This window comes from Neptunicoccus cionae (assembly GCF_014643735.1).
Lineage (GTDB): Bacteria > Pseudomonadota > Alphaproteobacteria > Rhodobacterales > Rhodobacteraceae > Amylibacter > Amylibacter cionae.
The window spans coordinates 104,193-130,609 of the sequence record NZ_BMKA01000005.1 but is presented as its reverse complement, the minus strand read 5'-3'; the positions used below and the strand labels follow the sequence as shown (position 1 = coordinate 130,609).

General features: G+C 55.5%; 20 protein-coding genes, 1 tRNA gene and 1 pseudogene. 16 read left to right on the top strand and 6 right to left on the bottom strand.

Annotated elements, in window-relative coordinates:
• Positions 1–63 precede the first annotated feature (63 nt).
• Complete coding sequence (locus IEX10_RS16200) at positions 64–615, bottom strand: carboxymuconolactone decarboxylase family protein (protein WP_188677743.1); 552 nt, start codon at positions 613–615, stop codon at positions 64–66.
• Between the two features lie 134 nt (positions 616–749).
• Here IEX10_RS16200 and IEX10_RS16195 point away from each other — a divergent pair, with 134 nt between their 5' ends.
• The 5 genes from IEX10_RS16195 (at position 750) to IEX10_RS16175 (ending at position 6,195) form a co-directional block, all read left to right on the top strand.
• Entirely contained in the window at positions 750–1,646 is an 897-nt protein-coding gene (locus tag IEX10_RS16195) for a LysR family transcriptional regulator (RefSeq protein ID WP_188677741.1), read from the top strand.
• A gap of 393 nt (positions 1,647–2,039) precedes the next feature.
• Complete coding sequence (locus IEX10_RS16190) at positions 2,040–2,609, top strand: carboxymuconolactone decarboxylase family protein (RefSeq protein ID WP_188677738.1); 570 nt, start codon at positions 2,040–2,042, stop codon at positions 2,607–2,609.
• Between the two features lie 297 nt (positions 2,610–2,906).
• Positions 2,907–3,470 carry a 5-formyltetrahydrofolate cyclo-ligase gene (locus IEX10_RS16185; protein WP_188677735.1) on the top strand — a complete coding sequence of 188 codons (564 nt, stop codon included), beginning with the start codon at positions 2,907–2,909 and terminating at the stop codon, positions 3,468–3,470.
• A 38-nt stretch (positions 3,471–3,508) separates the two neighbouring features.
• A complete protein-coding gene (locus tag IEX10_RS16180; protein ID WP_188677732.1) occupies positions 3,509–4,324 on the top strand; it encodes a TIGR00282 family metallophosphoesterase in 816 nt (271 codons plus the stop codon).
• A gap of 92 nt (positions 4,325–4,416) precedes the next feature.
• On the top strand, positions 4,417–6,195 hold the full coding sequence (locus IEX10_RS16175; RefSeq protein WP_229678598.1) for an SLC13 family permease: 1,779 nt from the start codon (positions 4,417–4,419) through the stop codon (positions 6,193–6,195).
• Between the two features lie 12 nt (positions 6,196–6,207).
• Here IEX10_RS16175 and IEX10_RS16170 read toward each other — a convergent pair whose 3' ends face one another.
• Entirely contained in the window at positions 6,208–7,986 is a 1,779-nt protein-coding gene (locus tag IEX10_RS16170; RefSeq protein WP_188677729.1) for an SLC13 family permease, read from the bottom strand.
• A gap of 85 nt (positions 7,987–8,071) precedes the next feature.
• Positions 8,072–8,668 (bottom strand): LysE family translocator, encoded by a 597-nt coding sequence (locus IEX10_RS16165; RefSeq protein ID WP_188677726.1) that lies wholly within the window; start codon positions 8,666–8,668, stop codon positions 8,072–8,074.
• 165 nt (positions 8,669–8,833) lie between these two features.
• Here IEX10_RS16165 and IEX10_RS16160 point away from each other — a divergent pair, with 165 nt between their 5' ends.
• The 3 genes from IEX10_RS16160 to IEX10_RS16150 all read left to right on the top strand — a co-directional run bounded on the left by IEX10_RS16160 (position 8,834) and on the right by IEX10_RS16150 (position 12,969).
• A complete protein-coding gene (locus tag IEX10_RS16160; RefSeq protein WP_188677723.1) occupies positions 8,834–9,574 on the top strand; it encodes a YebC/PmpR family DNA-binding transcriptional regulator in 741 nt (246 codons plus the stop codon).
• A gap of 371 nt (positions 9,575–9,945) precedes the next feature.
• Entirely contained in the window at positions 9,946–11,520 is a 1,575-nt protein-coding gene (locus IEX10_RS16155) for a Re/Si-specific NAD(P)(+) transhydrogenase subunit alpha (RefSeq protein ID WP_188677720.1), read from the top strand.
• Positions 11,521–11,535: 15 nt separating this feature from the next.
• Positions 11,536–12,969 (top strand): NAD(P)(+) transhydrogenase (Re/Si-specific) subunit beta, encoded by a 1,434-nt coding sequence (locus tag IEX10_RS16150; RefSeq protein ID WP_188677718.1) that lies wholly within the window; start codon positions 11,536–11,538, stop codon positions 12,967–12,969.
• A 446-nt stretch (positions 12,970–13,415) separates the two neighbouring features.
• Here IEX10_RS16150 and IEX10_RS16145 read toward each other — a convergent pair whose 3' ends face one another.
• Positions 13,416–13,964 carry a peroxiredoxin gene (locus tag IEX10_RS16145; protein WP_188677715.1) on the bottom strand — a complete coding sequence of 183 codons (549 nt, stop codon included), beginning with the start codon at positions 13,962–13,964 and terminating at the stop codon, positions 13,416–13,418.
• Positions 13,965–14,166: 202 nt separating this feature from the next.
• On the opposite strand from IEX10_RS16145, the gene betI reads away from it, so the two are divergent.
• The 5 genes from betI (at position 14,167) to IEX10_RS16120 (ending at position 18,865) form a co-directional block, all read left to right on the top strand.
• Complete coding sequence (gene betI / locus IEX10_RS16140; RefSeq protein WP_188677712.1) at positions 14,167–14,754, top strand: transcriptional regulator BetI; 588 nt, start codon at positions 14,167–14,169, stop codon at positions 14,752–14,754.
• A gap of 8 nt (positions 14,755–14,762) precedes the next feature.
• Positions 14,763–16,271, top strand: coding sequence for a choline-sulfatase (gene betC / locus IEX10_RS16135; protein ID WP_188677710.1), 1,509 nt, complete (start codon positions 14,763–14,765; stop codon positions 16,269–16,271).
• Between the two features lie 58 nt (positions 16,272–16,329).
• Positions 16,330–17,991, top strand: coding sequence for a choline dehydrogenase (betA, locus tag IEX10_RS16130; RefSeq protein WP_188677707.1), 1,662 nt, complete (start codon positions 16,330–16,332; stop codon positions 17,989–17,991).
• A 147-nt stretch (positions 17,992–18,138) separates the two neighbouring features.
• Positions 18,139–18,228, top strand: a tRNA-Ser gene (locus IEX10_RS16125).
• Positions 18,229–18,493: 265 nt separating this feature from the next.
• A complete protein-coding gene (locus tag IEX10_RS16120; protein ID WP_188677692.1) occupies positions 18,494–18,865 on the top strand; it encodes a thiol-disulfide oxidoreductase DCC family protein in 372 nt (123 codons plus the stop codon).
• Positions 18,866–19,043: 178 nt separating this feature from the next.
• Here the strand turns inward: IEX10_RS16120 and IEX10_RS16115 are convergent, their stop codons facing one another.
• Positions 19,044–20,858, bottom strand: a complete 1,815-nt coding sequence (locus IEX10_RS16115) for a hypothetical protein (RefSeq protein ID WP_188677689.1) — start codon at positions 20,856–20,858, stop codon at positions 19,044–19,046.
• Positions 20,859–21,333: 475 nt separating this feature from the next.
• Here IEX10_RS16115 and IEX10_RS16110 point away from each other — a divergent pair, with 475 nt between their 5' ends.
• Positions 21,334–21,687 carry a hypothetical protein gene (locus IEX10_RS16110; protein ID WP_188677686.1) on the top strand — a complete coding sequence of 118 codons (354 nt, stop codon included), beginning with the start codon at positions 21,334–21,336 and terminating at the stop codon, positions 21,685–21,687.
• 481 nt (positions 21,688–22,168) lie between these two features.
• On the opposite strand, the pseudogene IEX10_RS16105 reads toward IEX10_RS16110, so the two are convergent.
• Positions 22,169–22,779: pseudogene (locus tag IEX10_RS16105) on the bottom strand (response regulator).
• Positions 22,780–23,076: 297 nt separating this feature from the next.
• Here IEX10_RS16105 and IEX10_RS16100 point away from each other — a divergent pair.
• Together IEX10_RS16100 and IEX10_RS16095 are read left to right on the top strand one after the other, a co-directional pair.
• Positions 23,077–23,601 carry a putative pterin-binding protein gene (locus IEX10_RS16100; protein WP_229678597.1) on the top strand — a complete coding sequence of 175 codons (525 nt, stop codon included), beginning with the start codon at positions 23,077–23,079 and terminating at the stop codon, positions 23,599–23,601.
• Between the two features lie 8 nt (positions 23,602–23,609).
• On the top strand, positions 23,610–26,225 hold the full coding sequence (locus IEX10_RS16095) for a response regulator (RefSeq protein ID WP_188677683.1): 2,616 nt from the start codon (positions 23,610–23,612) through the stop codon (positions 26,223–26,225).
• Positions 26,226–26,417 lie beyond the last annotated feature (192 nt).

Genomic DNA, 26,417 nt, shown 5'->3' with positions numbered 1-26,417 from the left:
ATGGGAAAATATGAAGGAGACGTACGCCTCCTCCATAGGGGAGAGTGATTTCAACAAAGCCTGTTAAGCAGCACGGGAAGCTTTGAAGGCCGGAAAGTCGATCTCGGTCTGGAAAGCTTCGTTGATGTAATTTGTGAGAACATTCAGCGCGACATGTGCGACGATCTCTATCAATTCACCATCAGAATAGCCGGCATGACGCACCGCAGAAACGTCGGTGTCAGTTACCCGACCACGTTGTTGCGCGATCTGAATTGCAAAGCGGACTGCGGCGTCGGCCTTGACGTCTGTGGAACGACCTGAACGGTTGGCAGCGATCTCTACGTTATCAAGTTTTGCCAGATTTTTACCCAAATACGAATGGGCGCTGTTGCAGTAGTCACAGCCATTGTGGTTCGCGATGGCTAGAGCGATGCGTTCACGTGTGGCAGGGCTGATGAGCCCTTTGCCGAGGGCACCATTTAAACCAAGATAGCCCTCCAGTGTGGCCGGGCTGTTGGCAATCAGGCGGAACATATTCGGAACAGAGCCAAGAGCGGTTTCCACGCCTTTCAGCAAGGAGTGGCTTTCAGTCGGCGCGTCGATGATTGCGGCGGGTGTCGGGATGCGGGGCATCGTGAGTCCTTTTCATTTTTTTCGGTACAGGTGCCGTATTGGCGATGTTCGATAGCTAACTTGCCGCGTGCCGAAAAAGAATATACTGAAAGTAAAATTCATAATTTTGCATTTTGATAGTAATCGGAGCCGTAATGGACCGCATTCAAGCCCTTGAGGTATTCGTCGCAGTCGCCGAAGCCGAAAGCTTCGTCGGGGGCGCGCGGGTTACCGGCCTGAGTGCGCCGTCAGTGACCCGCGGTGTGAATGCGCTGGAAGCCCGTCTCGGGGCGCGTCTGTTCACCCGAACGACGCGGACGGTTCAGCTCACGGATATTGGGCAAGCCTATCTGGAGGACGCCAGACATGTGCTTGAACAACTTCGCGCGGCAGACGCAACAGCGGCTGGCGCGGCTACAGTGCCATCCGGTCTGCTGCGGATTACCTGTTCTGCGGAATTCGGACGTATTTACGTCGCTCCCATATTGTCCGATTTCCTTGAAAGGTTTCCCGAAGTGGATGCCGAAGTGCTGATGGTGGATCGGGTTGTGAACTTGGTGGAGGAAGGGTTTGATATCGCAGTGCGGATCGGCCCGCTGGCTTTATCGAACCTCGCGGCGGTGAAGGTAGGTCGGGTAAGACGGGTTGTCTGCGGTGCGCCGGATTACTTCAAACGTAACGGTGTCCCGCGCACCCCTCTTGACCTGCGAAACCATCGGATTGTTTCAATATCGGGCGTCAGCCCTTCGGCAGACTGGCGTTTTGGAGGGCAGTCGCAAGACGTGGTGCGCGTCAAACCCCGGCTCTCTGTCAGCAGCGTTGCAGCAGGAATTGACGTTACACGGGCAGGCTGGGGACTCACTCGGGTCCTATCTTATCAAATCGGCCCTGACCTTGAGGCCGGAACCCTTCAAACCGTTCTTGAGGACGCCGAGCCTGACGCTTTACCGATTCACCTTGTGCATGTTGGGGGCCGCAGAGCCGCTGCGAAAGTGCGCGCATTCGTTGATTTTGCGAAGAACCGTTTACACTCCAATTCGGTCTTGAACTGACGCTTTCAGGTACTGACCCTTAATTGTGGCTCTCTTCAGATTTGGCAGAAACTGCCAATCGGATGGCAGGCGTGGACGATACGGTCGGTGGTCAAGGCGGCTATATCCTTTCAACAGAGGTCGGCGATGCATAAGCGTATCAGACGAAAGACCTCTCCATGACGAAAGGTCGGCGCATCATGCATCCCAAGAGCCGCATTGCAATTACGACAATTGTAGCGCCCAGCCTTTTGACCCCTCGGGATGCCACGTTCCTCTTGCGTGTGTTCCAGGCGCTCCGGCTGTTTTTGCCCAATTCCCTCACGCCGGAGCGCCAAATCCCTACATAACCGATCCCCGTCGGCGTTCCGCCATATGGTCGGATCAACCTGTCACTTAAATAGGATTCAAATAATGACTGACTTCATGACCCATACAGCTGCTACTGCGCCGGACGCGTCCGGCCCGTTTCTGGAAAAGGCGGCAAAAGCTTACGGCTTCATTCCTAACCTTCTGGGCACTATGGCAGAGGCTCCGGCGATGCTCGAAGGGTATCTCACGCTCTCGGGGATTTTTGATAAATCCGATTTATCCGAAACAGAACGCCAGATTATTCTGATGACAAACAACTATTTAAACGGGTGCACCTATTGCATGGCCGCGCATACTACCATTTCCCAAATGGCTGGAGTTTCCGCAGATGTTATCGAAGCGCTGCGAACCGACACTCCTATATCCAACCCGAAGCTGGAAGCATTGCGCGTCTTCACAGCCGCAATCCAGGAAACACGTGGCTGGCCGTCCGAACAGCAACTTGGAGCGTTTCTGGCTGCGGGCTACACCCGCCAATCTGTTTTGGAAGTCATTGTGGGTACCAGCCTGAAAGTCATGTCAAACTACACCAACCACATCGCGTCCACTGAACTGGATGCACCATTTATTGCAAACACATGGTCTCCCAGCTCACTTAAAACCGTAGCTTAAACCAGACTAAACGGGTCCAGTAATCGTTCGTACTGGACCCGTTTAGAGAATCGCTGAGACTCAAATATTTAAGTTTCAACCGGCTCTCGATAAAAGTATCCCTCTGAGACTCTTCCTTTAACTGGTGCATTGTTCAAAACGCAGATGGCACTGACCGGAAAACTCCGGACCGCGCGGAGATGCTACCGCGCTCTTTAAAGAACGATTGAAATCTCAGGGCATTTGTGACAGCGCTTGATTTAAAGGATATTCCGCATCCGGCGGGAGTATTTCAGGAACATTGAAGCGAGGTGCCCGATGGATATTTCACAAATCAAGGCAGAGGCTCGCAAAGCGGCATTCGCTACGAGATCCGGGGTGCATAATACGGGGCTGGACGGTGCAGCGAACGAGAACCTGCTTGAGGAAATCGCCCGTTACCCTGAGGCCGAGATTATCTCTGCCTATATGGCAATGCGCACCGAGATTGATCCTACGCCGGCAATGAAAGACCTGCACGCGCAGGGCAAAAAGCTTTGTGTGCCGGTGATCGACGCTCAGGGCCAGCCGCTGGCTTTTGTGGAGTGGGCCCCTGATTGCGAAATGGTCGAAGGCACCTTTGGCGCGCTGGTTCCAGCAGCCGGGGCGCGTTTGCAGCCTGATCTGGTGATCTCTCCGCTGCTGACGTTTGATTCCCGTGGCTACAGGCTCGGCTATGGCGGCGGTTTTTATGATCGCACGTTTGAGGCACTACGCGCGGAGAAACCTGTGGTCGGGATCGGTTTCGCCTATAGCGCCCAGCACGTCAGCGAGGTGCCGGTTGAGCCGACGGATTACCGGCTCGACGCGGTTGTGACAGAGTCCGAGATCCTGCGTTTTTAATTGCACTTCGGGCGCACTGGCAGTATCGCATATACCTTATGAAACTACTCTTTTTAGGTGATGTCATGGGCCGCGCGGGACGCCGGGCCATATTGGAGCGGCTGGCCGGTTTGCGGACAGACTGGAAACTGGATTTCGTTGTGGTGAACGGCGAGAACGCGACGAGCGGGGCTGGTTTGAACGCCTCTCACGCCCGCGCTTTGCTGGATGCCGGTGCGGATTGCCTGACCCTTGGCGACCATGCGTTCGATCAAAAGGAAATGCTGTCTTTTATCGAACAAGAACCCCGCATTATCCGCCCCCTGAACTATGCAACGCAAGCGCCCGGTAAAGGTGCGCGGCTGTTTACTGCGCAAAACGGGCGCAAGGTTTTTGTGGCACAGGCACTGGGTCAGGTGTTCATGAAAAAACCTTTTGCCGATCCGTTTTCCGCCCTTGATCAGGTGCTTAAAACCGCACCCCGTGGGGGTATGGCGGATGCGGTGATCGTGGATTTCCACGCCGAGGCAACGTCGGAAAAGATGGGCATGGGGCACTGGCTCGACGGGCGCGCGTCCTTGGTGGTGGGGACACACACCCATGTGCCGACATCCGACACGATGATCCTGCCCAAAGGCACCGCGTTTCAATCGGATGCGGGCATGTGCGGGGATTATCATTCCGTTATCGGAATGGAGAAAACCGAACCGCTGCGCCGCTTTGTGACCGGAATGGTCAAGGAACGGTTCACTCCTGCCAACAACGAGGCGACCCTGTCTGGGGTCTACGTGGAAACCGACGACCGGACGGGCGCTGCGACCAAAGTTTGCCAGATCCGTGTTGGCGGGGCTTTGTCCCAATCCGTACCCGCCTGATACGCGACATTCGTCTGGTGCACAAAGAACAGGCTTGAGCGGACCGCCCCCTTCGGTCACACTGCTTCGCAGCAGTTTAAAAGGCGTAACACATGCTTGAAGAAATCATCCCGCAGGCCTGGCATGCTTGGCTGTCGATGGGGGTTGTTGTGGTCATGTTCATCCTCTTCGTACGGGAGACATACCCGACCGAAGTCGTTGCCATTGGCGGTGTTGCGTTCCTGTTGCTTACCGGTGTGTTACCCTATGCCAAAGCGCTGGAGGTTTTCTCTAATCCTGCACCTTGGACCATTGCCGCCATGTTCATCATGTCAGGGGCGCTGGTGCGGACAGGTGCGCTTTACAGCCTGTCTAACTGGGTCACGACGGTGGGGGCGACGCGGCCAAAAACCGTGCTGGCGGGGTTGGGCATTTTCACCGTTTTGGCCAGTGCCTTCATGAATAACACGCCTGTGGTCGTGGTCCTGATCCCCGTAGCTTTGCAAATGGCGCGGATGATGAAGGTGAAAGCCTCGAAACTGCTGATTCCACTTAGCTATATGGCGATTTTCGGGGGCATGTTGACGCTGATCGGGACCTCGACCAACCTGCTGGTGGATGGTGTCGCGCGGGCCAACGGACTGGCGCCGTTTTCCCTGTTTGAAGTCACGCCGATGGCCATTATCCTTGCGATATACGGTGCGATTTATCTGCGGGTCATGGCGCCCCGTCTGCTGCCCGAGCGCGAAACGATGGCCGAGATGTTGCGCGACAAGTCCAACATGAAGTTCATCACCGAGGTGGTCGTCCCCGAAGATAGCGCCCTCATCGGGGAAAATCCGCTGCAAGTGGATGCTTTCAAGCGGGACGGCGGCCGTGTGATGGACGTGCTGCGCAATGACAACACACTGCGCTTCCAGTTTCCTGATGTGACCCTAGTGGCCGGTGACCGTGTGGTCCTTCGCACGCGCATAACCGAGCTTTTGGGTTTGAAGGAGAACAAGGAAGTCATCCTTGCTGATAAGGTGTCCCACCGCGAAACCACGACGGTTGAGGCGCTGATCACACCGGGGTGCCGGATGATCGGGCGGCGTTTGTCCTCGCTCAATCTGCGGCGACGGTTCGGGGTTTATCCGATGGCGGTGCATCGCCGGAACCAGAACCTTGGCCGCGAGATTGGCAATATTGTGGTAGAGGTGGGCGACACGATCCTGCTGGAAGGTGCGCCAAACGACATCCAGCGCCTTGCACAGGAAATGGAACTGGTCGACCTCGCCATGCCCGAAGCGCGCCCGTTCCGCCGTGCCTATGCCCCGATTGTGATCCTGATGCTGGCTGGTGTGGTGATCCTGTCGGCCCTCGGCGTTGCGCCGATATTTGCGCTGTCCCTTGTGGCAGTGGCTGCGGTGCTGATGCTGCGATGTATAGATGCGGATGAGGCTTTCAGCTCCATCGACGGGCGTTTGCTGGCGCTGATCTTTGCTATGCTGGGGATCGGGTCCGCCTTGCAGGAATCTGGCGCGGTGGCGTTGCTGGCCAACGGGGTTGCGCCACTTCTGCACGGATTGCCGCCGTTCTTTGTGATCTGGGCGATTTACCTGCTGACGTCAGTTTTGACCGAGCTGGTCAGCAACAACGCGGTGGCTGTGGTGGTGACACCGATTGCGATTGCGCTGGCTACGGTGCTTGGGATTGATCCGCGCCCGCTGGTGATTGCGGTGATGGTCGCGGCGAGTGCGTCTTTCGCCACGCCGATTGGCTATCAGACCAATACGCTGGTTTACGGTCCGGGGGGCTATGCCTTTACCGATTTCCTAAAGATCGGCGTGCCGCTGAATATCACGGTCGGCCTGTTGGCCAGTGCGCTGATCCCGCTGTTCTGGGAGTTGTAAGGGCAGGGGGCGTCAGAGCGGCCAGAAGAACAGGATTGCAGGGATGCTGACGGCCACGATCAGGATTTCCAGCGGCAGACCCGTGCGCCAGTAATCTCCAAAACGGTAGCCACCGGGGCCGAGGATCAGCGTGTTGTTCTTATGCCCGATCGGGGTAAGGAACGCACAGGACGCCGCAACCGCCACGGCCATCAGGAAAGGATCAGGGTTCACCCCAAGGCTTTGCGCCATTTTGATCCCCACGGGGGCAGCCACGATGGTGGTCGCTGTGTTGTTCAGCACATCTGACAGGGTCATGGTCACGATCATCAGAACGGTCAGGATCACCCAAGCAGGCATCCCTTCCGTCAGCCCGATCAAGGAGTTGGCAATCAGCTCCGTCCCGCCCGAGGTTTCCAGCGCAACGCCAAGCGGGATCATAGAGCCGAGCAACACAACGACAGGCCATTCCACGTGGGTATAGACCTCGTTCAAGGGGACGATGCGGGTCAGGGTGAACAAAGCCACCACCACGCCAAGCGCGACTGGCAGATAGACCAGCCCGAAGGAGGCCGCGACAACAGCGGCCGCGAAAATACCAATGGCGAGCCAGGTCTTTTCGTCCTGCGTCACCTGCAAGCCACGTTCAACCAACGGCAGGCAGCCGAGCCAGTCCACTACGTGGTTCTGCGTTGCTTTGGGCGTCAGCAGCAACAGGATGTCACCCGCTTGAATATTGGTGCGCCGCACCTGACTGCGGATCGGTTTGCCGTTGCGTGAAATCCCCATCAGGATGGTATTCTGGCGCCAGTTCAAACCGATAGACAGAGAGGACTTCCCCGCAATCCGGCTGTGCTCGGTCACGACGACTTCGGTCAGGGCAAGCCCCTCGCCAGCGGCTTTGACCTTTTCCTGACGGCGTTCTTCATCGAAATCCAGTTTCACAGCGCTGCGAAACTCGTCCAGCGCTTCGGGCCGCGCCTCAAGCACCAGCGCATCACCGGCCAGCAGCTTGCGATAACGGGCGTTACCATAAAGCCGCCGCCCTTCGCGGATCACACCGATAATGGCGATGTCGGCTTTCTCGGCTTCCTCTGACAGATCAAAAGGCGTCTTTCCGATCAAATCGCTGTCATGCGGGACAGTCAGTTCGGCGATGTAATTGGCATTGTCCAGCAACTTTTCCACCGGCGATCCGTCATCCATCTGCGGGATCAGGCGCCAGCCGATGGTTGAAACAAACAGCAATCCGCTGATCGCGGCCACCAGACCGACTGGTGCAAAGTCGAACATCTTGAAAGCCTCGCCCAGCGAATCCTCGCGGATGGTGGCGATAATAATGTTGGGCGGTGTGCCGATCATCGTCACCATCCCCCCAAGAATAGTGGCGAAAGACAGGGGCATCAGCGACAAACGCGCCGCCCGCTTGGCCTTTTTCGCAGTTTGCAGATCGACCGGCATCAGCAGGGCGAGCGCTGCGACATTGTTCATAAAAGCCGACAGAACCGCACCCACGCTTCCCATGATCGCAATATGTGCGCCAAGCCCGCGAGAGCTGTCCACCAGCGCCCGGGTGATCAGCCCCACTGCGCCTGAATTGACCAAACCTGCGGACACAATCAGCACCAAGGCCACCACCAGTGTCGCGGGATGGCCAAAACCGGAAAACGCCTCGTTTGCGGGGACAACGCCGATCAATACCCCGACCAGCAGGGCGCCAAAGGCGACAAGATCATAGCGATACCGCCCCCAAAGCAGCAGGCCGAAGACACAGGCAAAGATGACGAACAGCAGGATTTGATCAGTGGTCATACTCAAGACTTAGCTCCCGATCCACGGGAGGTCATCCTTTTCGGCGCCATTTTCCCCAAATATCCCCGCGCGGAGCGCAGTGAGTCTACTTTATCAACAAAACGGGAAGGGCAGAGAGCACCAGCAACAGCGCCATAAAGATATTGAATGCCCGCAGCCAGCGGGGCCGATTTAGTATGCGGCGGATTTGCTGACCCATGACGGTCCATGTGCTGACACAAGGCAGGTTAATAATCCCGAACACCAGCCCGACCAGCACGATGGACCCGACCGTGCGCTCTGGCGCGTAGGCCGTGATTGCCGTCAGGGCCATGGACCACGCTTTGGGATTAACCCATTGGAACAGCGCCGCCTGAATGAAAGTCATCGGAACGCCGCCGGACTCTCCGGCCTTTGGCGGGGCTGCATTGGCAATCTTCCAGGCCAGCCAGCACAGATAAGCGATGCTGAAGATTTTCAGCAGAGTGTAGGAGAGCGGAAACAGATCAAACAGACCGATCAGCCCCAGACCCACCAGTAGGATCATCACGGTAAACCCGATCCCGATCCCCAGCATATGGGGAATAGACCGCGCAAAACCGAAGTTGGCCCCGGATGCCATTAGCATCAAGTTATTTGGCCCCGGTGTGATCGAGGAGACAAAGGCGAAACCGGCCAAAGCGGGTATTAATGCGTAATCCATAAGGTGCTTTATTGCTGGAATAGCGCTGAGGGGAAACGGGTAATATCTGCGCAAAGCCGTTGCGACCCCCAAAAAGGGGTGTTTTGCAAGTTTGTCGAGGCGCTTGCCCCTTTACGGGGGAGCATTTATAGACACCCCAAAGACATATTTTACGCCGGAGGAAACATGGCAGGCCATTCCAAATGGGCAAATATCCAGCACCGCAAGGGACGTCAGGACGCTGTGCGCTCCAAGCTGTTTTCAAAGCTGGCCAAAGAGATCACCGTTGCCGCCAAGATGGGCGACCCCGATCCCGAGAAAAACCCGCGTCTGCGGTTGGCTGTAAAAGAAGCCAAAGGTAAATCCGTCCCCAAGGACGTGATTGATCGCGCTATCAACAAGGCGTCGGCACAAGACGGCGAGAATTACGAGGAAATCCGCTACGAGGGTTATGGCCCCGCTGGTGTCGCCGTAATTGTCGAAGCCATGACCGACAACAAAAACCGCACCGCATCAACCGTGCGCTCCACCTTCACAAAATCCGGTGGCAATCTGGCTGAAACCGGCGCCGTCTCCTTCATGTTCGAGCGTAAAGGGCTGGTGGCTTATCCTGCTGCGGTGGGCGATGCGGATACTGTTTTCGAAGCTGCAATCGAAGCGGGCGCGGAAGATGTGGAAAGCACGGAAGAAGGCCATGAAATCTACTGCGAGTTCACCGATCTGAACGAAGTCAGTAATGCGCTGGAAGAAAAGCTGGGAGAATCTGAATCCTCCAAACTGATCTGGAAGCCGACAACCACGACCGAACTGGATCTTGAAGGGGCAGAAAAACTAATGCGTCTGATTTCTGCGCTGGAAGACGATGATGATGTTCAGAACGTGACAGCGAACTTTGAAATCTCTGACGAGATCATGGAACAGCTGTAAGTTTCCTGAGTATTTTTGGAACATTGAAACAGGGCTGCGGAGGACTCCGTGGCCTTTTTTCGTGAGAAGGTTGCGCGTATTTTTGATTCGCTGCCTAACAATATTTCCCTTGTTGGTCGGTTTCTTTGCATAAATTTTAAGGTGTCTACGCAATTCACGACGTAACGTTAGAACTCTGCGTTTTGGCTTTGCTGGGGATTCGCCCGTTATTTATGCAGAAATTAGGGAGATATATGGGGTTTTCGGGCAGATTGCCGCATGTACTCGTGATCGAATCCTGTTATCCAAATTCAGTGATGTATAAATGTGCGCCGGTTTTGCCCGTTCGGGGCGGAGACCCGGTCGCAACGCTTGAACAAAGGAGGTTTGTCATGCGCATCGGAACTCCCAAAGAGATTTTCGAGAACGAAGCAAGAGTGGCAATGACGCCGGACTCTGCACGACAGTTGCAAAAGCTTGGCTATGAATGTGTCATCGAAGCAGGGGCGGGCGCAAAGGCGCGTTTCTCTGACGAGGATTACAAAGCGGCTGGCGTGGAAGTGGTGAAAACCGCTGCGGCGCTGTATAAAACGGCCGATATTGTCGCCAAGGTTCGCCCCCCAGAGGAGATCGAACTGAAACGTCTGCGCAAGGGTCAGACGCTGATTTCTTTCTTCTATCCGGGGCAGAACACCGAACTGCTGGAAGCGGCCAATAAAAAAGGTGCTCATGTGATTGCGATGGACATGGTTCCACGTATTTCGCGGGCGCAAAAGATGGACGCGCTGTCCTCTATGGCCAATATCGCGGGCTACCGGGCGGTGATGGAAGCGGGTAACAACTTTGGCCGTTTCTTTACCGGTCAGGTGACAGCTGCGGGTAAGGTTCCGCCTGCCAAGGTTCTGGTTGTCGGTGCCGGTGTGGCCGGTCTGGCGGCAATTGGTGCTGCGACGTCGCTTGGCGCACAGGTTTATGCATTTGACGTGCGCCCCGAAGTGGCCGAACAGATTGAATCCATGGGCGCAGAATTTGTGTTCCTTGAATTTGAGGAGGACGCCAAGGACGGTGCTGAGACTGGCGGCTATGCGGCCCCCTCCAGCCCCGAATTCCGCGAGGCCCAGCTTGCCAAGTTCCGCGAACTGGCGCCGGAGATGGACATCGTCATCACTACCGCGCTTATTCCGGGCCGTGATGCGCCCAAGCTGTGGACCGCCGATATGGTGGCCTTGCAAAAGGCAGGTTCCGTGGTGGTCGACCTTGCAGCAGAGCGGGGCGGCAACTGTGACCTGACAGTTCCTGATGAAAAGATCGTGTCGGAAAATGGTGTGACCATTGTGGGTTACACGGATTTCCCATCGCGTATGGCTGCGCAGTCTTCGACCCTTTATTCCACCAATATCCGTCACATGATGACTGATCTCACACCGGAAAAAGACGGTGTGGTCAATCACAACATGGAAGACGATGTGATCCGAGGGGCCACGGCGAGCTTTGAAGGCGATATCACCTTCCCGCCACCGCCGCCGAAGGTAAAGGCGATCGCGGCGCAAAAGCCCAAGGAAGCAGTCAAAGAACTGACAGCGGAAGAGAAAAAGGCTGCAGAAGCGGCTGCGTTCCGGACCGAGACCCGCAATCAGGTTACTCTGCTGGCGGTTGGCGGTGCGTTGATCCTTGGCGTGGGCCTTGTGGCTCCGGCGAGCTTTATGCAGCACTTTATCGTGTTTGTTCTGGCGGTCTTTGTCGGCTTTCAGGTCATCTGGGGCGTGGCGCACAGCCTGCACACACCACTGATGGCGGTCACGAATGCGATTTCGTCGATCATCATTCTGGGCGCTTTGATGCAGATCGGATCGGGGAGTTTCCTTGTGATCCTGCTGGCGGCACTCTCGGTCTTTATGGCCGGTATTAACATCTTTGGCGGCTTCATGGTGACACGGCGAATGCTCGCCATGTTCCAGAAATCGTAATCGGAGGAAGGTACTATGGAATTTGGATTTACCACCGCCGCTTACGTTGTTGCGGCTGTTCTTTTCATCCTGTCACTGGGCGGATTGTCCGGTCAGGAAAGCGCAAAACGCGCTGTCTGGTATGGCATTGCAGGGATGGCGCTGGCTGTTTTTGCAACGCTGGTCGGCCCCGGTTCGGGGCTGTGGCTGCTGTCTTTGGTCCTGATCGCCGGTGGCGGCGTGATCGGCTGGCAACTGGCCAACCGCGTGCAGATGACACAAATGCCGGAACTGGTTGCGGCGATGCACTCTCTCGTGGGGCTTGCGGCGGTCTTTGTAGGCTTTAACGCGCATATAGAAATGGGCAACGTATTGGCGATGGATGACACCGCCAAGAAAAGCCTAGAGGGTTTCGCAGCCCTGCTGGCCAAGAAAGACGCGCTGGAGATTTCCATCCTGCGGGTTGAAGTCTTCCTTGGCATCTTTATCGGTGCGGTCACGTTTACAGGTTCGGTTATTGCCTATGGCAAGCTGGCGGGCCGTGTGGGCAGTGCTGCAACGAAACTGCCGGGTGGTCATATGCTGAACGCAGGGGCAGCACTGCTGTCGCTGATCTGTCTGGTCTGGTACTTCAACACCGGTGGTTTTGTCCCGCTGGCGATCATGACACTGGCAGCTTTGTTTATCGGGTATCACCTGATCATGGGGATCGGCGGCGCGGATATGCCTGTGGTTGTGTCCATGTTGAACAGCTACTCCGGTTGGGCAGCTGCGGCGATTGGTTTCAGCCTTGGCAACGATCTGCTGATCGTGGTCGGTGCGTTGGTTGGTTCTTCGGGTGCGATTCTGTCCTACATCATGTGTAAGGCGATGAACCGCTCTTTCATCAGCGTGATCCTTGGGGGCTTTGGTGGTCCTGCCGGTGAACAAATGGCTGTTGAGGGTGAGCAGATCGCAACTGATGCTGCAACTGTTGCTGCACAGCTGGATGATGCGGACTCTGTGATCATCGTTCCGGGCTATGGCATGGCGGTGGCGCAAGCCCAGCAAGCCGTATCGGAACTGACCAATCGTCTGCGGGCAAAAGGCAAGAACGTGCGTTTTGGTATCCACCCTGTTGCAGGGCGTTTGCCGGGCCACATGAACGTGCTGCTGGCCGAGGCTAAGGTGCCTTACGACATCGTGCTGGAGATGGATGAAATCAACGACGACTTCCCTGAAACGGATGTGGTTATGATCATCGGCTCCAACGACATCGTTAATCCAGCTGCACAAGAGGATCCGAACTCCCCTATCGCGGGGATGCCGGTACTGGAGGTCTGGAAAGCCAAGAACGTCATCGTGTCCAAACGCGGGCAGGGGACAGGCTATTCCGGCATCGAGAACCCGCTGTTCTTCAAAGAGAACACACGGATGCTTTACGGTGATGCCAAGGACAGTGTGAACCAGCTTCTGGCGAATATTTCCTAAAGCCGGGGCGGGTGAAAATCCGCCCTACTCAAACAAAAGCGCCTGTGGATTACGATCTACAGGCGCTTTTTTTATGGGGTATGGGTGTTGGGACAGGCGTGCTACTGCTCGGGGAAGATATCGTCCCATGTGGTTTCCAGCACGGCGATAACAAGCCATGCGACCATGCCGCCGATCGCCATTCCAATCAGAAAATTCATATCTCAGCCCTTACTTAAATCAGGTTGTTTTCAATAACTCTCAGGCGTTCAGAATTGAGGTGTGAATGTGTCAGGAATGAGGCTGCCTTGCGCAGCGCCCAAGGGGTAAGCTGCCACTTTGCGTGACATTTAAGCAGCGAATTGCGTGTTTTTTGGAAAAGAGCACCGGTTAGGCGGTGAAGGCAGGGCTGGCCCTGCGAACATCCGCCCGTTGCAGGGGCGGATGTGGCAAGTGTAAGGGGCAGATCAGGCCGCTTTTTCAGCAGTTTGACCGCGCAGCCAATCCAGAACAGTCTCTGGTGTGGAAACGGCATAAGGGTCGTCTGCCGCATTGTCGCAACGACCAGCTTCTTCAAACCAACCGTCTACAACACCGTCGCGCACAACGGCAGCATAGCGCCAGGACCGGTGGCCAAAGCCCAGATTGTCCTTATTCACCAGCATGCCGATTTGGCGGGTAAAGTGGCCGGACCCATCCGGAATCATGCGGATGTTTTTCAAGCCGAGCGATTTACCCCATTGGTACATCACGAAGGCATCGTTCACGGATACACAGTAGATCGTGTCGATACCGGCATCCGCAAATTCTTCGGCCAGTTCGTCGAAGGACGGCAGCTGGCGGGTGGAACAAGTTGGTGTAAAGGCACCGGGCAGGCCGATCAGAAGGGCGTTTTTGCCCGCGAACAGCTCTGAAGTGGTCTGATCCTGCCAACGGAAGGGATTTTCACCGCCGATGGATTCATCGCGGACACGGTTGTGAAAAGTGACTTCGGGGAGTTTCGAACCTAGTTTCATGGGTCTTGCTTTCTTCTAGTGAATCAGTGCGAACGGGCTTTTAACCTCTCTTCTAAAAAGTTCCAATCGCACAAGAACAGTATGTAGGGGGTGCGTCTTTTCGCGCCATAGTTTTGCATGTAGTCAATGCCTTCCGGTTTTTGTTGATTGACCAGTCAATATAAAACCTCCAGATTGGGCCGGTAACAGATCTGAGTCTTTAATGCCCAAAGTTGGAATGGAACCGGTCCGCCGTCAGGCGTTGATTGATGCAACGATTGCCGAGATCGGGCAGGCGGGATCGCTGAGCGTGACGGTCAGCCAGATTGCCAAACGTGCCGGTATGTCGAGCGGTCTGGCGCATCACTATTTTGGCAGTAAGGAACAGATTTTCGTGGCCGCCATGCGCCATATCCTGCGGTCCTACGGGGAGCACATCCGTTCCGAATTGCAGCTGGTAGAGGGGCCGAAAGAACGGCTCGACGCGATTATCGCGGTCAGCTTTCATCCCCTGAACTTTGCCGAAGAAGTCGTCTCGGCGTGGCTGAATTTCTACGTCTATGCCCGCACCGTCCCCGAGGCGAAACGGCTGCTCGATATCTACGGGCGGCGACTGCATTCCAATCTGGTCTTCAACCTGTCCCAGCTTATGGACGGGTCTCGGGCCAATCATGTGGCGCAGGGGCTCGCGGCGATGATTGACGGGTTTTACATCCGGCACGCCTTGCAGGAGAAAGCACCGGCCCGTGTAGAAGTAATGGCAATGGTTGACGAATACCTGCGGCAACAGCTGCAAAATAGCGGAAATTAGGAAATATCATGGACAAACCGAACATTCTCATTTTCATGGTGGATCAGTTGAACGGCACCCTGTTTCCGGATGGTCCTGCTGACTGGTTGCACGCGCCAAACCTAAAAAAGCTGGCAGCACGCTCCACACGGTTCAAAAATGCCTATACCGCATCGCCGCTTTGTGCACCGGGGCGGGCGTCTTTCATGTCCGGCCAACTGCCCAGCCGCACACGGGTTTATGACAATGCGGCCGAATTTGCATCCGACATTCCAACCTATGCCCACCACCTGCGTCGGGCGGGCTATCAGACTTGTCTCTCTGGCAAAATGCACTTTGTCGGGCCTGACCAGATGCACGGGTTTGAAGAGCGGTTGACCACTGACATCTATCCTGCGGATTTCGGCTGGACACCGGATTATCGCAAACCCGGAGAGCGGATCGATTGGTGGTATCACAACATGGGTTCGGTCACAGGGGCGGGCGTGGCCGAAATTTCTAACCAGATGGAATACGACGATGAGGTCGCCTATAACGCCACCCGCAAGGTCTACGATCTGGCGCGGGGCAAGGACGATCGCCCGTGGTGCCTGACCGTCAGTTTCACCCATCCCCACGATCCTTATGTGGCGCGCAAGAAATACTGGGATTTGTACGAGGATTGCGACCATCTGCTGCCAACCGTTCCGGCAATGGATTACGATGATCACGACGCCCATTCCAAGCGGATTTTCGATGCGAACGACTGGCGCAGTTTCGATATTCAGGAAGAAGACATCAAACGCTCCCGCCGCGCCTATTTCGCCAATATTTCCTATTTGGACGACAAAATAGGCGAGGTGATGGAGGCGCTTGAGGGCACTAAACAAGAGGCGATCATCCTGTTTGTGTCCGATCACGGCGATATGCTGGGGGAGCGGGGCCTTTGGTTCAAGATGAGCTTCTTTGAGGGCGCATCCCGCGTGCCTTTGATGATCAGCGCGCCGGATATGGAACCCGGACTTGTGACTGATCCTGTCAGCAATATCGACGTCACGCCGACACTGGCAGCGCTCGCCGGTGTGTCGATGGCAGAGGTCGAACCCTGGACCGAGGGCGAAAGCCTTGTCTATCTGGGGCAGGGCGGCGCGCGCACAGCGCCCGTGGCTATGGAATACGCCGCCGAGGCGTCTTACGCGCCGCTGGTGTCCCTGCGCTATGGTAATTGGAAATACAACCGCTGCGCCCTTGATCCCGAACAGTTGTTTGATCTCGATGCCGATCCGCACGAGTTGACCAATCTGGCAGAAATTCCGGCCCACGAAGGCACGCTGAACTCGCTTCGGGCGAAATCCGAGGCCCGCTGGGATCTGGAAACGTTCGATGCACAGGTCCGCGAGAGTCAGGCCCGCCGCTGGGTCGTCTATGAGGCTTTGCGCAACGGCGATTACTATCCGTGGGACTATCAGCCGCTGCAAAAAGCCTCCGAACGCTACATGCGCAATCACATGGACCTGAACACTGTCGAAGACGTCGCCCGCTATCCGCGCGGGGAATAAGCCCAACGGGGCAGGGTTGAACCGCAAGAGGTTGCAATCCCTTAGGAAAGTAAACGCTATGAACGCAGACTATATCATCATCGGGGCCGGTTCTGCCGGCTGTGCTATGGCCTATCGCCTGTCCGAAGACGGCAAGCACAAGGTGCTGGTGGTCGAATACGGCGGCACCGATTGGGGGCCGTTCATCCAGATGCCCGGGGCGCTCAGCTATCCGATGAACATGAAGCGCTATGACTGGGGCTATCAATCGGAACCTGAACCCCACCTTGGCGGACGCAGACTGGCCGCGCCGCGGGGGAAGGTGATCGGGGGGTCGTCCTCCATCAACGGGATGGTCTACGTGCGGGGCCACGCACGGGACTATGACACATGGGCGGAAAAAGGCGCGCAAGGCTGGTCCGGCGCGGATGTGATGCCCTATTTCAAGCGACAGGAAAACTGGGATGCCTCCGGCCACGGCGGTGATCCCGAGGTGCGCGGCAACAGTGGCCCGCTGCATGTGCAACGGGGCAGCCGCGAAAACCCCCTGACCCACGCCTTTGTCGAGGCAGGGCGTCAGGCAGGCTATCAGGTGACGGAGGATTACAACGGCACCCAGCAGGAAGGGTTCGGCCCGATGGACCAGACCGTCCACAAGGGCCAGCGCTGGTCTGCTGCCAATGCCTACCTGAAACCCGCCCTGAAGCGTCCTAATGTGGAGTTGGTCAAAGGTCATGCCAACCGCGTGGTGATCGAGCAAGGGCGCGCGATCGGCGTGGAGATCACCCAAGGCGGCAAGGTCACGACCCTGCGCGCCAACCGCGAAATTATCGTTTCGGCATCGGCCTTTAACTCCCCCGCGCTTTTGATGCGCTCGGGTATTGGTCCGGCCGCCCATCTGCGTGAACACGGTATAGAGGTCGTGGCCGACCGCGCCGGTGTGGGCCAGAACCTGATGGATCATCTGGAGCTATATATTCAGGTCAAAAGCTTGCAGCCTGTGACCTTGTTCAAATACTGGAACCTGATTGGCAAAGGCTATGTCGGGGCAAAATGGCTGCTGACAGGTAAGGGGCCGGGTGCGTCAAACCAGTTTGAATCCGCCGCCTTTATCCGATCCCGCGCGGGGATCGAATATCCCGACATCCAGTATCACTTTTTGCCGATGGCGGTGCGCTACGATGGACAGGCCGCCGCGGAAGGGCACGGGTTTCAGGCCCATGTGGGGCCAATGCGTTCTACGTCGCGCGGGGCGGTTACGCTCAACAGCGCCGATCCTGCGAAAGCGCCTAAAATCCTGTTTAATTACATGAGCAAGGAACAGGATTGGGAAGATTTCCGCACCTGTATCCGCCTCACCCGCGAGATTTTTGCGCAGGATGCCTTTGAGCCCTACAACGGCGGCGAAATCCAGCCGGGTGCAGCAGTCCAAACGGATGAGGAACTGAACGGATTTATCAAGGAACATGCCGAAAGCGCCTATCACCCCTGTGGCACCTGCAAGATGGGTGCGGCTGACGATCCGATGGCCGTGGTCGATCCGGAATGTCGCGTGATTGGCGTCGAAGGCCTGCGCGTTGCGGACAGTTCGATTTTCCCGAGCATTCCGAACGGAAATCTCAACGCGCCGTCGATCATGGTCGGCGAAAAGGCCAGCGATCACATCCTCGGCCGCACGCCGTTGCCTGCCTCCAACCTACAGCCGTGGATTCACCCTAACTGGCAGAATAGTCAGCGATAACAAGGGGCAGGGGGCAAAAAACGCCCTTTGACCTATGGTCCTAAACCGGGGGCGTTGAACCGAAATGCCCCCAATCCCGAATAACCGCATTTTTTCGCGCCTTAGGGCTTGCATGCCCCCGCCGAGATCGGTAATACCCCGCCTTACGGACAGGTGGCCGAGTGGTCGAAGGCGCACGCCTGGAAAGTGTGTAGGCGGGGAACCGTCTCCAGGGTTCGAATCCCTGTCTGTCCGCCACCACCCCTTTTTACTGAACGCCAACACTTCCGAGCTTGGCTTCTTTGCGCTTGCCTCGGGGGCGTTTGATGCGCTTATGGTTAAAGTGCTCGTTCTTTTGACGCTGGACTGATTGTTCTGGCGGAAACCGTTTTCAATGTTTTGATCTGGTCGGAGTTTTCTGTAGGGTAAATCGCACACCCCTTGGGGCGGGGCTACAGCCGCGTTTTAAGAGAGTTACTTACAACCCGAACCTTCAATTTCGCAGAGGGAAAAAGGCCGAACAATGAAGCAGACCCTTAAAATCGTTTATGACGGAGACTGCCCGTTTTGCGCCCGTTATGTGCGATTTATCCGGTTGAAGGATACACTCGGGGCGGTGGAACTTGTCGATGCCCGCTCCGATGATCCAGCGGTAGAGCAGGTGCGCGCGACGGGTGTGGATTTAAACGATGGAATGGCGCTTATTGATGGGGACCGGATTTTTTTCGGTGACGAATGTATTCACCGGCTCGCCCTGATGAGCACGCCCTCGGGGATGTTTAACCGGATCAATGCCAGTGTGTTTCGCTCCCCGACCCTGTCCAAGCTGCTGTATCCAGTGCTTAAAACGGGGCGGGCTATAACGCTTCGCCTTATGGGGCGAACCCCGATTTGATGGTTAACGGGAGCTGGTTCCGGGATGTGAGAGGTCGAACGCCTTAATAAGTCAGAACCTTGCGCAGCAACCAGCTTGTTGCGTCATAAGTGTTCGACCAATCGCCGCTCTTCCATCCAAAAAGCGGCGATGCACGTTTGGTATTTCATGCAGCTGTCCCAGCCGATCCGTTTTCTTATCAGCAGAAAGCGAATTCGTCGACGGGGGGGCAGGCGACGATGGTTGCGATCTCTGTGACATTGGGGGCTGACTCTGCGCCAAAGCTGCCAAATGCGGATGAGAACGGGTTGTCGCCCGGTTCAACCCGTGTCGGGGTTTCTTCGATAATGGCGGGTTCGGCATTGGCCGGATCAATGAACGTAAATGTGTCCGACAAGGCGCCGACTGAAGCGGCGATTGCGGCGCTTCCAAAGAACCCTGTGTCGTCACAGGAAGTCCGCGTGGCCCTTGCTGCCGGTGCGTCTGCAGGGGCGTCTGTCTCGCTCTCAGGCTCGCTTGGTTCTGGCTTGGAAGCTTTCTTGCCACCGGTTGGGATGATGATCCGCGCCACTTCGAAGTCTTCCTCGAACTGGTAGCTGATTTCGCCGTCACTTACGGCCAGTTCGATCCGCGATACGACGGGGATTTCGAACAATCTTTCGTAAACAGTGCCTTTGAAATCTAGGAACTTTTCAGGGATTTCGGTGCGGATCACATCTGCCCAGACGTATTCAACCGACGTTTCCTCTTGCAGAGAGACGGTCACGGTCTGACCGGATTTCTTGATGTCGCCAGCTGTCAGAAACACCACTTGTTCGGTCTTGTCCGCGTAAGTGTAGGACTGGTAGTTTTTCGCATCGTGGTTTTCAGACCATGACCCGTCTTCAAAACTTCCGCCGAGCAGTTTCTTTCCGACCAGACTGTCGGACAGCAGGCTCAGCGCCTCTCCACCGTGGCTAGTCCCTTCAAGCGCGCCGTGATCGGTGTGCCAGAAGTAGCTGTTTTCGTGCTTTACCGTGCCCCAAAGCGACAGTGCATCCGCGCCGAGAGCGATGAAGGAGGTGAAGGCCTCGATGGTTTCGCCTGCTTGACGTGCGCCGATGCTGTTGGCTTTCAATGCGGTCGTGTCGATGCCCGACACGTCAAAGGGGTCTTTGGGGTCATAGGTGTGAACCGGTTTGCCCACATTCCACGCCGAGAGGTTCTGATCCACGTCCCGCCCCAGAACCGCGCTCCAGATTTCATAGGCGTTTTCGATATCGGTGAAGCCGAACTTATCGACGTTGCTTTCCAGATGATGAGAGACGATCTGGTCGATCCGGTCGAGGTTCTGGGTTTCAATTTCGCGGATGATCGTGCGCGGGCTGTTGGTGCCGGATTGGATCGCAACAGAAATTTCTATTCCGTCAGGATTGTAGCGGCTGCTTGAAGCGATCTTGTTGATCGTCTCGAGCATTGTATTGGCGATTTGGCCATAGCTGCCTTCCGACGAATATGTCTTGCCTTCCCAACCCATTGCAAAGGTTTCGTTGCCGATTTCAAGGGTCATGTCCGCAGGTAGTTCGCCAAAGTCGCCTGCAAAGAGTTTGATCAGGAATTTCTTAAGGTCTGCCTCGCAGGATTTCAGATCGTCGGCATACCGGCGGGTGGGCAGGATCATCGAAAACGACTGGCCTAAGGAGTTGGCATAGGCCAGCATATCGGTCAAACCTTTGCCCTCGTCAGAGCCATCAACGAGGAACAGATCGGGGTTCGTCAGGCTGTAGTCATCAGTCTCTGCGCGGCCCCCATCCGGCCAACGGATGAAGTTGCCTTGATAGCCGGCATTGTCATGAGATTTCTCAAAATTAGAGAGCGTGGTGTAAGTCGTGTATATGTCACCAAAGTGTTTTTCAGTAACTTTGTAATCTGTTGCATTTTTGTAGGACTCAACCTTAACGATTGTGTCCGATTCTGGTGCAGATTTTGCCGTTGTTAAGTCTGCCGTCTCGAAGTCATACATATTGATAGTCATCTTGGTGCCCCGCATAGTTCTAAAGAAATGTTTATTTCCCTTAAAAAACTATCAGTAGCGTTTGATAATGGTTACTGAGCAGAGGGCTAAACCGGCCCAATATCGCATACAGCGACCTGTACAAAATCGTGGCAGAATGTGTCCGTTTTGAGGCGTGAACTATCCTAAAGTCTATGAACATTCAACTTTAGGTAAAAATAAGGCGATAACGTAGCGTATTCGGAAACAATCTTGACGGTTATTGTTTCCGAATCGGCAACCCGTCACAGAATCGCCCCAATTTACTCCCGCCCAGGTAGCGGAATTAGGGGGGAGTACACAGTATAAGGCCAATCCGAGCCGCTTATACTTTCGCGTCAGCTTTCTACCCTTTTGAACTTTTGATCGGGCGGGCTGTTTTCACTAGCTCTGGTCACGATAATAGTATCGCCCGCGCAATGCGGTCGGTCGGACACCCGAACACAGCGAGGAAAAAATGAACGGACTGGTCGACACAACGGTTTTGTATGAAGCAATGGATATTCTGGGCAGCCGCCGTTTGCGGCGCTCCATCCGCAAGGGGTTTCGCTGTTTAAAGAAGGATCTCGAACAGTTGAGCGCGCTGGACGCAACGGCGAACGCCGGTTTTTGGGCCAACCGGGTTCATTTGGCTTGCGGGCCATGTGCAGTTTTTGGCGCTGCTGCATTGACTGACGCCATGCGAGAGCTGGAGGAGGAACTGCGAAACGATCGGCTTCAGCATGTCCCGAAGATATCGCGTCTGGTGTCCCAACTTGCTATCAGCACCGAAAGTGAATTGAACCGCTTGACCAAGGTCAGCTTCTTCTAAGCCCCGCACTGTAATTGCTGCATTGTAAATTTAGAACTAAAACGCGCTCGTTTCATTCGAGGCGCGTTTCTTTGTTGTCCGCTACACGGAACGGTCGCGCCTGCCGGTAAGAGGGTCCGGTTTGTAAAGTAGATCAGAAGGGATGAGGGGCAGAAAAAGCAACGGCGACCACAATCACAGCGCTGGAGGGGGGTGGGCTGTGCAAGTGTGCGAGCCTTGATAGAGGACGCCATCACTTTTTCTATGCCCCGTTTCTACGCCTGCCGCTTTGTGGGGAGCTCGATAGTCGGGGCGTTGGCTCCCCACGTGGCTGGCGTAGTTTATTTATACAGGACTACTGCGCGGGCGGGTGTGCGCGAAAGTATAGGAATTGATTACAAAGGTATATTATTTGTCGGAAAGCGAGCTGGCCAAAACGAAAAAGCCGTCAGGCGCGAACTGCGCTTGACGGCTTTTGATAAAGCAGAACTTCGCAACACGGTTAGATGTAACCGGCTTCTTTCGCGATCATCGCAGCATGGGTGCGGTTGCGCGCGTTCAACTTCTTGCTGAGCGTTTTGACATGCAGTTTCACTGTAACCTCGCGCAGGTCCAGATCACGGGCGATTTCCTTATTGGCCTTGCCGTCAGACAACCCTTTCAGGACTTCTTTTTCGCGGGGGGACAACAGCGTGTCGAACTCGTGAGCCGTTTCGTTGCGTTGTGCCATAAAGCTGACAGGCGCGAATGTTTCGCCAGCCGCCATGAAGCGCACCGCGTTCAGCAGGGATTTCGCAGCCATTGTTTTTGGCAGGAACCCCGCAGCGCCCGCCTCTAGGGCGGCTTCTGCGACAGACACAGGCGCGGTGCCGGAAATAATGCCGACTGGCTTGTTTTCATTGGCTTCCAGCGCTTTGGCAAGACCGGAGAGCCCGTTCATTCCGGGCATGTCAAAATCCAGAAGCACCAGATCGAAGGAACGTCTTTGGTTATGTGATCAAGCGCATCCTGTAGATTGGCCGCAGGCGCGACGGTGTTTTCAGGATCGGATTGAATATAGGCTGCGATTGTATCGCGGACCAAATCATGATCGTCTGCAATTAAAATTCTCATTGGCATCATTCCACTTTGCGCTGACCTTTTGGGGGGTGAACCCGCTGTTCCAGCTTTTCTATCGTCTCTATCCGGTACTGAATTGCCCTGCTGTAGGGTCAGAAAGACGCTTTGTGTCTTGGCTTTAACCTTTTGAGAATCTCGAAATCAACAAACTTAAAGCCGTCCGATACCAATGCTACTCAAGAACTATACTTTGGGATAGTCTTCCTATCCAATATTGCACATGTAACATCAAATGCCTTGGTTTAAACCGGAGCCTGAGACAAGATCAACATGCGAACAGGATCCTATACAATGAAAAAGCCAAGCATTCTAACGACTACAATTGCCGCCATTATGTGCGCGCAGATCTCTTTCGCCTCTGCCGCCCTTGCAGAAGCGCCAATAGCTGCGCCAAGCGGGGATGTGGTTCTTACCGTCAAGGGTGAGATCGGGAACACCAACGCCTCTGACGCGGCCGCTTTCGATCTGGAGATGATCCACGCGCTTGAAGCGACGGAATATAAAACCGAAACCATCTGGACCGAAGGGGAGCAGGTCTTCAAAGGCGTTCTGCTCAGCACCCTGCTAGAGGCGTTGGGCAGCGATGGAAGCGAAATCAGCGCCATTGCCGCCAATGACTATTCGGTGTCTATTCCGCTGAACGACGAAACCTTTGAAGGGGCGCTGGTCGCGTACGAGTTGAACGGAAAGCAGATGTCACGCCGCGAAAAAGGCCCGCTGTGGATCGTGTACCCCTACGACTCTGACGAAAAATACCGGTCCGAAACTGTCTACAGCCGGAGCATCTGGCAACTTGACCGCATCACAGTGAAGTAACAAACACAATGAAGTACTTAAGCAGGACCAGCGTTGCCAAGGCGACAGGGGCCAGAACAAGACCGCAGTTCGTTTTTCGTCTGGCATGGGCCCTCCTCCTTATTGGGGGTATCGCCCTGGTCGTCCTGCTGAGTGCGCAGCTTTCTTCCAAAATTGATGAATTGCGCGAGGTGCCGGAAGACAATGCGCAGTGGAATCTGTCACAGATTGAGGTGGCATTTTTAAAGCTGCGGATTGCTGCGGACAATGTCCTGCTGGAGGGGGAGCCTGCGCTGCCGGAATTCCGCAAGTGGTTTGACATACACTACAGCCGCATCGAACTGGTCAGCACCAGCACGGATGCGATGGAGATCCACCAAGATCCGCAGCTACACCACCTGCATGAGATGCTTCTTAAGTTTAACCGTAACATGGTTGTTCTTGTGGACGGGCCGGACAGCTTGCTTGTTGCTAGCATGCCCGATTTCGTTGCGAGGATGCAGGAAATCGCCTTTGCGCCGCGTGAACTGTCTGTTGGCGGCGTCGAGCTGAAATCAGCGCGTTCTGATGCCAAACGCAAAGAGATCGTAAGGATACTGCAAACCATCGCACTGGTTTCCACCTTGGTGATGATCAGTCTGATCGGGGCTTTCATCTTTTTGTGGGTGCAACGACGACGTTTGAATATGCAATCCGCCGAAATCCGTAAGGCCGGGAAGTTTCACCAAACGATCCTGCGGGCCTCTTTGGACGCCATTGTCGTGGTTGACGGTCAAGGCAAGATCACGGACTTCAACGGCTCGGCTGAAAAGGTCTTCGGGCTGAACCGCGCTGATGTGATCGGTCATTCCCTGTCGGACACCATACTGCCGGAACGCTATCGCAGCGGCCATGAAGCGGGTATGGCAAATTACACCAGTCCGGAGAACTCGAACATTGTGGATCAGGGGCGTCTGGAACTGGTGGCGGTTCACGCGGATGGGCATGAATTCCCCGTCGAGGTGTCAATCTCCGAAGCCCATAGCGCCGATGGACGTATCTTTGTGTCCTACATCCGGGACATTACCGAAGAAAAGCAAAACAAAGAAGATTTGCACGCGGCCCGCGATCAGGCGTTGGAAGCTTACAAGGAAAAATCACGCTTCCTAGCGGTGATGAGCCATGAAATGCGCACGCCACTCAATGGCATCATCTCTTCGCTGCATCTGCTTCGCGATGACCCGCTGAGCGAGCGTCAGGAGCGTTTCGTCAATTTAGCCGATCACTCCAGTAATGTGCTGCTGAACCACATCAATGATGTTCTAACAATAGAGCGGCTGGATTCCGGCGAAACCAAATCGGCGGAACAGGTTTTCTCGGCGCGGGAGGTTGCCGAAGACCTGCTTGATGTGATGCGCCCGCTTGCGGATGAACAAAACACCAGTTTGCTTTTGGAGGTTGAGGGCGAAGAAGCGTTCGTCCTTGGTGAACAGCGCCTGATCGAACAGGTTCTGACCAATCTGCTGAGCAATGCGATCAAATTCACCGCCAGTGGACAGGTCACGCTTGGCATTGCATCGCGTTGGGTTTCTGCCAGTAACCTAGAGCTCGACTTCTCTGTCAGCGACACGGGCATCGGTATTTCGCCCGAAGGCCTGCAAACCGTGTTCGATGATTTTGTGACCGCCGAATCCCCGTACGAGCGGACGGCAAAAGGAACGGGTCTCGGGCTAGGGATCGTGCGGCGCCTTGTGGAAACGATGGGCGGCGAATTGCACTTTGACAGTATACTTGGCGAAGGCAGTATCTTTGGTTTCACAATTACACTGCCCGTGCAGGACGAAATCCTGCCCGAAAAGCAAGAGACCACCGCATCCGCGCAACCCGCTGTATCGGGAGGTTTGAAAGTCCTCGTTGTAGAAGATAACCCGATCAACCGCGAACTTTTGGGTGCGATGCTGGAACGGGACGGGCATATCGTGTCCTTCGCAACGGACGGTTTTGAAGGGGTCCACGTGGCCAGCAAGAATGTCTTTGACGTGATCCTTATGGATATCAGCATGCCCAATATGAACGGGATCAAGGCGACCACAACGATCAAGAATTCTCAGGGATTGTCCCGCAATACGCCGATCTATGCGGTTACAGCCCATGCTATGCCTGCCGAGATTGCCGAGTTTGAAAAGGCTGGTATGGAGGGCTGTTTGCTGAAGCCAATTCGGGTCGAGAAGCTTCGCGCGATCCTTGGTGAAATCTCACAGGACGATCCGGTGGAAGCACCACAGACCGAGACACCGATGTCATCGAACGCCAATGGCATCATACCGCTGTTAAGTCCTGACCAGTTGATGAAGATGAGAGAGGTCTTCGGACCGGAAACCATGATCGACAAGGTTCAGGCGTTTCTAAAGGAAGGTGATCTGCTGATCGGGGCCGTCCTGAACAACACGCTAGAGCAGGACCGCGAAACGTTGCAGTCCTCGACTCACAAGCTGAGCGGTTCTTGCGCTATTTTCGGGGCCACTTTGCTGCGCCAGACCCTGACAGGGCTTGAAACAGCGTGCAAGGAAGGCGACGCAGAGGCCGCCGCGGCGTTGCAAGCCAAGGCGCGGGAAGAATGGAATCGCACCAAAACCGCGCTTAATGCGATCTACGCGCAGACCTGACCCAAGCGCAGGTTTGATTGCCTTGTCACAACCCAAGGCGGTTAGCTACACGCAAAGAAACCACACAAAGAAACGGCGTAATCCGCGAACATCGGATGCGCCGTTTCCTCGTACGGTGTGTGCTTAAATAGATATTAGGTTCGTTATTTCTTCCTATCCTCCCGTTGTAAGGAGCTGTGATCCCGGTTCCTG

Coding starts and splice junctions, on each gene's coding strand:
- IEX10_RS16200 (WP_188677743.1), bottom strand. CDS start 615: ATGCCCCGCATCCCGACACCCGCCGCAATCATCGACGCGCCGACTGAA.
- IEX10_RS16195 (WP_188677741.1), top strand. CDS start 750: ATGGACCGCATTCAAGCCCTTGAGGTATTCGTCGCAGTCGCCGAAGCC.
- IEX10_RS16190 (WP_188677738.1), top strand. CDS start 2,040: ATGACTGACTTCATGACCCATACAGCTGCTACTGCGCCGGACGCGTCC.
- IEX10_RS16185 (WP_188677735.1), top strand. CDS start 2,907: ATGGATATTTCACAAATCAAGGCAGAGGCTCGCAAAGCGGCATTCGCT.
- IEX10_RS16180 (WP_188677732.1), top strand. CDS start 3,509: ATGAAACTACTCTTTTTAGGTGATGTCATGGGCCGCGCGGGACGCCGG.
- IEX10_RS16175 (WP_229678598.1), top strand. CDS start 4,417: ATGCTTGAAGAAATCATCCCGCAGGCCTGGCATGCTTGGCTGTCGATG.
- IEX10_RS16170 (WP_188677729.1), bottom strand. CDS start 7,986: ATGACCACTGATCAAATCCTGCTGTTCGTCATCTTTGCCTGTGTCTTC.
- IEX10_RS16165 (WP_188677726.1), bottom strand. CDS start 8,668: ATGGATTACGCATTAATACCCGCTTTGGCCGGTTTCGCCTTTGTCTCC.
- IEX10_RS16160 (WP_188677723.1), top strand. CDS start 8,834: ATGGCAGGCCATTCCAAATGGGCAAATATCCAGCACCGCAAGGGACGT.
- IEX10_RS16155 (WP_188677720.1), top strand. CDS start 9,946: ATGCGCATCGGAACTCCCAAAGAGATTTTCGAGAACGAAGCAAGAGTG.
- IEX10_RS16150 (WP_188677718.1), top strand. CDS start 11,536: ATGGAATTTGGATTTACCACCGCCGCTTACGTTGTTGCGGCTGTTCTT.
- IEX10_RS16145 (WP_188677715.1), bottom strand. CDS start 13,964: ATGAAACTAGGTTCGAAACTCCCCGAAGTCACTTTTCACAACCGTGTC.
- betI (WP_188677712.1), top strand. CDS start 14,167: ATGCCCAAAGTTGGAATGGAACCGGTCCGCCGTCAGGCGTTGATTGAT.
- betC (WP_188677710.1), top strand. CDS start 14,763: ATGGACAAACCGAACATTCTCATTTTCATGGTGGATCAGTTGAACGGC.
- betA (WP_188677707.1), top strand. CDS start 16,330: ATGAACGCAGACTATATCATCATCGGGGCCGGTTCTGCCGGCTGTGCT.
- IEX10_RS16120 (WP_188677692.1), top strand. CDS start 18,494: ATGAAGCAGACCCTTAAAATCGTTTATGACGGAGACTGCCCGTTTTGC.
- IEX10_RS16115 (WP_188677689.1), bottom strand. CDS start 20,858: ATGACTATCAATATGTATGACTTCGAGACGGCAGACTTAACAACGGCA.
- IEX10_RS16110 (WP_188677686.1), top strand. CDS start 21,334: ATGAACGGACTGGTCGACACAACGGTTTTGTATGAAGCAATGGATATT.
- IEX10_RS16100 (WP_229678597.1), top strand. CDS start 23,077: ATGAAAAAGCCAAGCATTCTAACGACTACAATTGCCGCCATTATGTGC.
- IEX10_RS16095 (WP_188677683.1), top strand. CDS start 23,610: ATGAAGTACTTAAGCAGGACCAGCGTTGCCAAGGCGACAGGGGCCAGA.